Here is an 8,749-nt window from a genome sequence, read left to right on the forward strand (position 1 = left end):
AGGCTCGTACGGTACTGCCGAGGTGGGTCACGAGCCCCACCTCGGCAGTACCATACGCGGCTCCTTTCATCGAGTCAGCCGGAAGGCCTTTTGGGCGGATGGCATCCGTATGCTGCCCGGAGTGTCAGATCTCAGCTCACGGGAATCTCGCGACGGAGTGCCGATGGATCATCTGATTCCTGAACAGCAGGAGTTCATCAGGCCGGGCCCGCACGGATTGCGGGCGGGTGCGGTCGAAAGGGGGGCCATTGACAACGATGTGCCGCAGCCTTCCGGAGGCATCATCGTCTCCTCCGCGCAACGGAAACTCTGTGCTCTTGAACAGCTGACGCCGAATTCTCGTGTGTGCGTGGTGGCCACGCTGTGGTCCGTGTCCGGTCCGCTGGATGTGGCGTCGCTTCGGCTTTCCCTCGATCACGTCTGGCGTCGGCACGACGCGCTCAGGGTACGTTTCGAGAATTCCTCCGATGGGCTGATACAGATCCTTCCCGCACCGGGGTCGGGGCCGGAGGTCCCCTTCGACCTCGTCGATCTCTCCACCAAGAGCTCCGAAGAGGCGGAGGCGGAAGCCATCCGGCTGGCCGGGGAGGACGCGGCGCGGGGGTTCGACCTCACGGTGGGGCGACTCATGCGTGCCCGCTTGTTCACCGTGGGGCACGATCGCCACATTCTGATGATCAATTTCCATCAGGCGGTCGTCGACGGCTGGTCGATGGACATTCTGTGGCGCGAACTCTCCGCGCTCTACGAAGCGTTCAGGGAGGGTCGGCCGTCGCCACTTCCACCTCTGCCCGTCCGCCCTGCCGACTTCGCCGCCTGGCAACAGGGCCGGACGCAGAGCGAGGAAGCCACACGGAAGCTGAGCATCTGGCGAAAGTTACTCGAAGGTGCGCCCTCCGCTCTGGACCTGCGTACCGACCTGCCGCGTCCCCGGACGCTCAGTGGTCGCGCGGGCAAGATGGATTTCACCGTTCCGGCGGACGTCACCAACCGGCTGCGCGAGCTGGGGCACGATCGCGGAACCTCGCTCCACACGGTTCTGCTCACCTCCCTCGATGTCCTGCTCGCCAGGTACACCGGTGTTACCGACATCGTGACGGGCACTGCGGTATCGGGCCGGGAACGGCCAGAGCTGGAGGGGATCATCGGGTCGTTCGTGAATCTGTTGCCCCTGCGCGTCCAGTGGTCCGGCGACCCGAGTTTTCTGGAACTGCTGGAGAAGGTAAGGAAAGCCTCGCTTGAGGCACACGCGCATAAGGGCTTGCCTTTCGAGCGCATCGTCGAGGAGCTGGCCCCCACGCCTGACCTCGGCCGAGCACCCATCTGCCAGATTCGGTTCGACGGAGTCCGTGATCAGGTCCTCCGACAGCCGGTAGGGCTGGTGGTGGAGGACGTTCCGCGAGACGACCACAGCACCGCGATGGACCTGGAGCTACGGTTCCAAGCGCGTCAGGACGAGCTGGACGGCTCCCTCCTGTACAGCACCGACCTCTTCCTGCCGGCCACGGTCAAGCGCCTCGTCGGACATCTGCAGATTCTGCTGCGAAGCATCGCCGAGAATCCGGATCGGCCGCTGTCCCGCCTCTCCGCCCTGAGCACCGAGGAGACGGGCACGCTGATCCACGCCTGGAATGCAACCGACAGGGCCGTCGCGGTCGATGACAGCCCGATCCGGGCCTTCGAGGAGTTCGCCTGGCGCGCCCCCGAGGCGGTCGCGTTGACGTGCGGCAAGGACCAACTCACCTACCGTGATGTAGAGGCACGGGCCAATGCGCTCGCCCATCTTCTGGTGGCGAGGGGAATCGGTCCGGGGGACGTTGTCGCACTCGCGGTGCCTCGCTCGGCTGCGATGGTGACCTCGTTGCTGGCAGTCCTCAAGACCGGCGCTGCCTATCTGCCGCTCGACCTCGATCAGCCGCCCGGCCGGGTCGCCCATGTCATGGCGGACTCCGCTGCGACGCTGGTGCTGACCACGGTGCCCGCGGCGACCGGACTGCCCGACGGGCCCGCGCCGCTCCTCGTCCTCGACGATCGGGCCACCGAGGCCCTGCTGCGTGACCAGCCGGACACCACTCCGACCCCGATGGCCGAGATCGACTCCCGCCACCCGGCCTACGTCATCTACACCTCGGGTTCCACCGGCAGCCCCAAGGGTGTCGTCGTGCCGCGTGCCGCGCTGGTCAACCTGCTGACCTGTGTGGGCGACCGACTCGCGCCCGGTCGACAGGACCGGTTCCTCGCGATCACGACGATAGCCTTCGACATCGCGGCTGTGGAGATCCTCCTGCCGCTGGTCACGGGTGGGTGCCTGGTGCTCGCCGAGCCGGAGTCGATGAAGGACGTCCACGCTCTGGCACGTCTGGCTCGGGAGTGCGCCGCGACCATCATGCAGGCCACCCCTTCGATGTGGCATGCGCTCACCGAGGCGGACCCGGAGAGCCTTCGTGGCGTGAGGATGCTGACGGTCGGGGAGGTCCTGCCCGCCGAACTCGGCTCCACGATGCACGAGCTGTCGCCGGAAGCGACGAACTTCTATGGACCCACCGAGACGACGATCTATTCGACAGCGAAGGTCCTCGTCGGCACCCCCGGAGCGCCGACGATCGGCGAGCCGTTGTGGAACACCCAGGTGTACGTACTCGACGACCACCTCAACCCGGTCCCGGTTGGAGTCACCGGAGAGCTGTACATCGGTGGTCTCGGACTGGCCCGGGGCTACATGGGGCGGTCCGGTCTGACGGCCGAGCGATTCGTCGCCAACCTGTTCGGCGTGCCGGGAAGTCGGATGTACCGGACCGGCGATCTGGCGCGCTGGACCCCTGACGGCGAACTGGAGTGCCTGGGCCGCGCGGACCACCAGGTGAAGCTGCGCGGATACCGGATCGAACTCGGTGAGATCGAGGCCGTCGCCGCGGCGCATCCGCAGGTGGAGCGGGCCGCCGTATGCGTCCGCGAGACCCCGGCGGGCGATCGGGCGCTGGTCGCCTACGCAGTGCCGCGGCCAGGCTGGTCGGCGGATCGCCCGACCGGACCGGACGGACGGCAGGTGGACGATTGGCAGAACGTGTACGACGCTCTCTACCGGGACGTGTTGCCGACAGGTGACGCGCCCATCGAGGACAGCTTCGCCATCTGGACCAGTGTCCATGACGGCAAGCCGATCCCCGAGCGCGAGATGTCCGAATGGCGCGAGACCACCGTCCAACGGATCACCGCCCTGACACCGCGCCGTGTCCTGGAGATCGGTGTGGGCAATGGTCTGCTCCTCTCCAAGATCGCAACGCACTGCGAGTCCTATTGGGGCACGGACGTTTCCGGCGATGTGATCGACAGACTGCGGGAGAAGGTCTCCCGGCGCCCGGACCTGGACGGCCGGGTGGAGCTCCGTCATCAGCCCGCGCATGTGCTGGACGGGCTGCCGACCGGCCACTTCGACACCATCGTCCTGAACTCGGTGGTGCAGTACTTTCCCAGCGCCGAGTACCTGGCGGGAGTCCTGAGGGCTCTCATGGACCTTGTCGCGCCCGGGGGAGCCGTGTTCGTGGGGGATGTCCGCAACCTCCGACTCCTGCGCTGTCTTTGGACGTCGGTCCATCTCGCCCGGCACGGCGGTCGGGGCGAACCGGATGCGATCGACGCCGCGGTGGGCCGCAGTGTCGGCAACGAAAGGGAGTTGCTTGTCGCCCCTGAGTTCTTCCATGAACTGGCACCGGAGTTGTCCCGACTGGGCGGCGTCGACATTCAGCTCCGTCGCGGCTGGACGCACAATGAGCTGACGCGTCACCGATACGACGTCATCCTGCACACCGCCGGGGCTCTGGTGGCGGACGTCTCCGGCGCGCCGAGCATCGGCTGGCGAAGTCTCGGTGACCTCGCGGCCCTGCGGGAGCATCTCGGTGTCCGGCGGCCGGCTCGGCTCCGGGTCACCGGTATCACGAACGCACGCCTTCGCTCCGATGTGTCGGCGATGCGCGCCCTGGACGGGCACCTGGGGGCCGAAGCAGCACCGCTGCCCGAGGTGGTCGTCGATCCGGAGGCAGTGCACGCCCTCGCCGCGGATCTCGGCTACCGGGCCGCCGCCACCTGGCCCGCCGACGGAGAGGAGCACAGGTTCGATGCGGTGTTCGTCGACGGCGCCGACAAGCCCCTGGTCGGAACCCACCTCCCCCAGATGTGGGCGGCCTACCGGGAGGGCGGAGGCTGGGCGGCATGTGCCAACGACCCCGGCCGCTCGCGCCGCGTCGGCGAGCTGATCACTTCCGTACGAGCGCACATGGCCACATGGCTGCCGGAGTACATGACGCCTTCGGACGTCGTCGTACTGGAAGCCCTGCCGCTGACGCCGAACGGCAAGCTGGACCTGAGGGCTCTTCCGGCGCCAGATCCGACGTTCCTCCCGCACGGTCGTCGTCCCCGGTCGCCGCGGGAGGTCGCCCTGTGCCGGATCTTCGCCGAGATCCTCGGACGGCCGGTGTCGATCGACGATGACTTCTTCGCCTGTGGCGGTCATTCGCTGCTGGCCACACGCTTGGTGAGCCGAATCCGTGCGGTGCTCGGGATCGAGCTACAGATCGCGGAGATCTTCGACGCGCCCACGATCGATCAACTGTCCCTACGGCTGCGACCCATGCGCAAGGCCCGCCCCGCCTTGCGCCCGATGCGACGGCCAGGCACCCCTTCGGCCGGCTCGGCTGACACCGAGGGGTGATGCGAAGACGCCACGCACGGGCCGCGGCTCCCGCCGAAGCGCGCGCAGTGCACGGTGGCCGGCGGTTCCCCGCCGTCACAGCTGCCGGACTCGGGGAAGCACCTCACCCGCGACGCGATGCAGGATGTCCGGGTCTGCGGCGTACACGCCCTCTTCCCGGGGCCAGTGCAGCACGAGGAGAGTGACCGTCAGTTCGGCGAACTCCTCGAAGCGCTCGGTCCGTACCCGCTTGAGAAGTGCTGCCGGGTGACGACGTCCGAGTCGCCGGCACCGACCGATCCCGCGCCGATGCCGAGTACGAATCGACCGCCGGAAATGTCGTCCACGGCGATGACGTCCTTCGCCGTCGTCACCGAGTGCAGGATCAGGACTCCGGTACGCAAATGCGGACTCCGTCGCGTCCCGACCGCTGACCGCGGCGTCGCCTTCCACCTCGACCAGAAGGGAGGGGTAGGTAAGCGTCGTCACCTCGACGATGGTGCTGGCCGGCCGGATGTCTGCGAAGACGTCGAGGTGGACTTGGCCGATGGCCTCCAGCGTGGGAGCGGCGGTCGTGCAGCCGGCGACGGTCACCCACTACCCCACGCGCACGGCACGAGAGTAGTCGAACGTCCTCTCGAAGTGTGTTCCCGCGGCTATCAGGGTGCGCTTGGCCATCTACATTCTCTCCTCGCTATCGGGTTATCGGCTACGCGAACCGGCGGTCGAGGCGCGGGGCGAAGAACGTCGCCCGTCACGGTTGAGTCCGGTCGTTCTGCGTCTCGCTGGCGAGACAACAGAGCCCTGGCAACCACTTTGTCGAATTCCGGCACAGGGGAGTTCGGAGGTAACCGCCTGGTGTCGGCATTCTTCGGTGCAGAACTGACCTGTGCTCCGGGCACGTTCTCCGAACTCAGCATCGAATGGCCTCCCGGCCTCTCCCGCTTGGCGGGAGTTACCGCCGGCAGGCTCCGTTTCCACCTGTTCACCCGCGGGGCCGACTACGGCACCCCGCCTCCCGCGGACAGCAACCAGTTCCCACACGTATGCGTCGAGGTCCGCAGCCGACAGGAGTTGCGGAACTGCCACGCCCGATGGCATGCCGCGCGCGAGTCCGTGGTACAGACGTTCCTGCGGGTCTAACAGGCCGGCATCGTCATCGACTCCGACGGAGTGCAGAGCTTCTACGCGCTGGACATCAACGGCGTGAAGTTCGCGTGCACCTATCAGCCGCGCTGACGCGCCCGAGACTCCGGCTCGTCACTTTCGGGCCAACCTCATCGGTCCGAGGTCTCACGGCAACGCTGGACTTCCCTCGCGACTCGACTCGACTCGACTCGACGCGGCCCAGGCCCTCGCACTGCGCTGAGCGCGAAACCCCACTGCCCGCCGGGCCTTCGGAAGAAGACTGGGCGGGCCCGGACCTGGACGAACTCGCTGAATCGAGAAGATGAGTGGTCTCCACCCTGAAGAGCATCATGCGGTCATCGCCCTATTGGCCGGTGGTCCGTCACCGAACCTTACGCAGGCTGCTACCCGGTTTCGCCCTGTCCTCGCTGGGCGACGGCATGGCCGTGGTCGCGGTCAGCTGGTTCGCGCTCCAGCTGGCACCGGAAGCCGACCGCGGCATCTGGGTGGCGGCGGCCGCAGCGGCCTACACCCTGCCCGGAGCGGTGGGCGCCTTGGTCCTCGGCCGGGTCCTCGGCCACCGGTCGCCGACGCAACTGGCGGGCTGGGACGCCATCGTGCGGGCCTGTGCCCTGGGCGCCATTCCGATCGCATACGCGCTGGGCGCCCTCAACACCTGGCTGTACGTCGTCCTGCTGGCCGCCTCCTCCGTGCTGCATTCCTGGGGACAGGCTGGCGTTTACACGCTGCTCGCCCGGGTGCTGCCGCAACAGGACCATCTGGCGGGCAACGCCGTGCTGTCCACCATCGGCTCGTTCTGCACCGTCGTCGGACCGATGATCGCCGCGCCGCTCATCGTCTGGGGCGGGGCGGCCACCGTCATCGCCGCCGACGCGGCGACCTTCGCGGTGCTCGCCGCCACCTTCCTCTTCTTCATCCCGGCGAAATCGCTCCCCCCGCTCCCGCAGGAATCCGACGACACCTCACGTTCCAGCGGACTCACAGTAATCCGGCGCGATACCGCGCTCCTCGGGCTGCTGGTCCTCAGCTTCGGGTTCTTCTTCTTCTTCGGACCCGTGTATGTGGCGTTGCCGCTGCACGTCTCGGAGGAGATGCGGGGATCGGCCGCGCTGCTCGCCGCCTTCTACACCTCCTTCGGAATTGGCGCGCTGATCGGTGGGATGCTGACCGGATATCTGAGTCGCTGGCGACTGTGGCCGACCACGACCGGCATTGTCATCGCGTTCGGTGCGGCCATGCTCCCGATCGGCTTCGACGTCCCGAACATCGTTGCGCTCGCCTCGTTCGCGGCTGCCGGAGTGCTTTGGCCGCCTTACTCGTCCCTCGCCACCACGCTGTTCCAGCGCTCGACGCCCCCCGCGCTGCTCCCGCAGGTCCTCGCGGCGAACTCCTCGGTGCGGGTGCTGTCCGTACCACTGGGGACGGCGCTCGGTGGACCGCTGGTGGCGGGCTTCGGGGGCGGCGCCACCCTGCGGTTCGCCGCGATCGGCATTCTGCTGCTCGGCCTGGTCTCGGCCGTCGGTCTGGCCTACCGGGCCTCGGCCGCGCGGCGGACGTAGCCGACCGACGATAACAGCATTGAATCGTGAAACCGGCGGAGTCCGGACCGCCCGTCCCGCCGGCGGGACGTCGGTGGCGTTTCCCGAACCGTTTTCATCACAACAACGCCGGGGCGGGTCGTTAGCATTCATTGATCGCAGGGCCCGGAAATTCAGTACGGCGCCGATGCTGGCTTCATGCGAGAGCGCGCCTTCTCATTCCCCGAGCAGTTGTCCCGGCTGATGGAGCGTAGAAGATGAACAAATCGATCCACGACGTCGGCAGTGATGTGCTCGGGTTGTTCGAGGCGAGGGTTGCGTCGGGGCCGGGTGTGGTGGCGGTGGAGTGTGGTGGGGAGCGTTGGACGTATGGGGAGTTGGATGGTTGGGCGAATGGGTTGGCTCATCGTCTGAGGTCGGTGGGTGTGGGTCCTGAGGTGGTGGTTGGGGTGTGTCTGGGGCGTGGTGTCGGGGCTGTTGCGGGGTTGTTGGCCGTGGCGAAGGCGGGTGGTGTGTATCTGCCGCTGGATTCGGCGTTGCCGGTGGAGCGTTTGGCGTACATGCTCGATGTTGCGGGGGCGGGTGTTGTTCTCACGACGGGTGATCTGCTGTCGGAGCTTCCTGTTTCGGGTGTCCGGACGGTGCTTGTGGTCGAGGAGGCCGAGGGGGCCCAGGGGGTCGGTGGGTTGGCGGGGTTTCCCGATACGCCTCCCGTCGGGCCGCGTCGTCAGGACACGTTGATGTACGTGGTGTTCACGTCCGGTTCGACCGGTACTCCGAAGGGGATCGGGGTCACCTGGCGCACCATCCGCAACGTCGTCCACTTCGACCTCCACCGGGACCGATATCTCGGCGAGGCGTCGGTGGTCTGCCTCCAACTCGCCTCCGTCGGCTTCGATGTGTCGTTCCTGGAGATCTTTGCGACGCTGGTGCGGGGTGGTCGGCTCGTGCTGGTGGGGGAGGCCGCTCAGCGGGACACCGAGCAGTTGTTGGAACTCCTGGCGCGTGAGCGGGTGGAGCGTGTGTATCTCTCACCCGCGCACCTTGCCCAACTCGCCGTCTCCTGGACTGAAAACCCCAGAGACCTCGCACTCGGCCACATCTTTGTCTCGGGGGAAGCGCTTGTCCTCACCTCTCGGATACGAGCCATGCTGGCGGGTTTGGACGGGGTGGTGTTGGAGAACCAGTACGGGCCTTCCGAGACCCATCACGCGACTTCTCTCTTCCTCACCGGGGATCCCCGGGACTGGCCGGCCGCGCCCGGCATCGGCCGTCCTGTCCCCGGGACTTCTCTCTACCTCCTCGACCGGCACCTCGGCCTCACACCCCCCGGCGTCCCCGGCGAGATCTACCTCACCGGCGAAGGACTCGCCCG

4 protein-coding genes are annotated in these 8,749 nt (G+C 67.3%); 3 read left to right on the plus strand and 1 reads right to left on the minus strand.

Translation table 11 applies throughout. The annotated features are described in order from the left end of the window. The first annotated feature begins 163 nt into the window (after positions 1-163). Positions 164-4,708 carry an amino acid adenylation domain-containing protein gene (locus ACFV88_RS35430; protein WP_385496322.1) on the plus strand — a complete coding sequence of 1,515 codons (4,545 nt, stop codon included), beginning with the start codon at positions 164-166 and terminating at the stop codon, positions 4,706-4,708. A 75-nt stretch (positions 4,709-4,783) separates the two neighbouring features. Here ACFV88_RS35430 and ACFV88_RS35435 read toward each other — a convergent pair whose 3' ends face one another. Then, positions 4,784-5,281, minus strand: a complete 498-nt coding sequence (locus ACFV88_RS35435) for a hypothetical protein (protein WP_385496323.1) — start codon at positions 5,279-5,281, stop codon at positions 4,784-4,786. 908 nt (positions 5,282-6,189) lie between these two features. On the opposite strand from ACFV88_RS35435, the gene ACFV88_RS35440 reads away from it, so the two are divergent. Both ACFV88_RS35440 and ACFV88_RS35445 read left to right on the plus strand, forming a co-directional pair. Continuing rightward, positions 6,190-7,395: an MFS transporter gene (locus tag ACFV88_RS35440; RefSeq protein ID WP_385496324.1), complete on the plus strand. Its 1,206-nt coding sequence runs from the start codon at positions 6,190-6,192 to the stop codon at positions 7,393-7,395. A 236-nt stretch (positions 7,396-7,631) separates the two neighbouring features. Then, positions 7,632-8,749: AMP-binding protein (locus ACFV88_RS35445; protein WP_385496325.1), on the plus strand; the 1,118-nt coding region annotated here is incomplete at its 3' end.

Origin of the sequence: Streptomyces sp. NPDC059816 (assembly GCF_042732055.1) — a bacterium.
Classification (GTDB): domain Bacteria; phylum Actinomycetota; class Actinomycetes; order Streptomycetales; family Streptomycetaceae; genus Streptomyces.

Coding starts and splice junctions, on each gene's coding strand:
- ACFV88_RS35430 (WP_385496322.1), top strand. CDS start 164: ATGGATCATCTGATTCCTGAACAGCAGGAGTTCATCAGGCCGGGCCCG.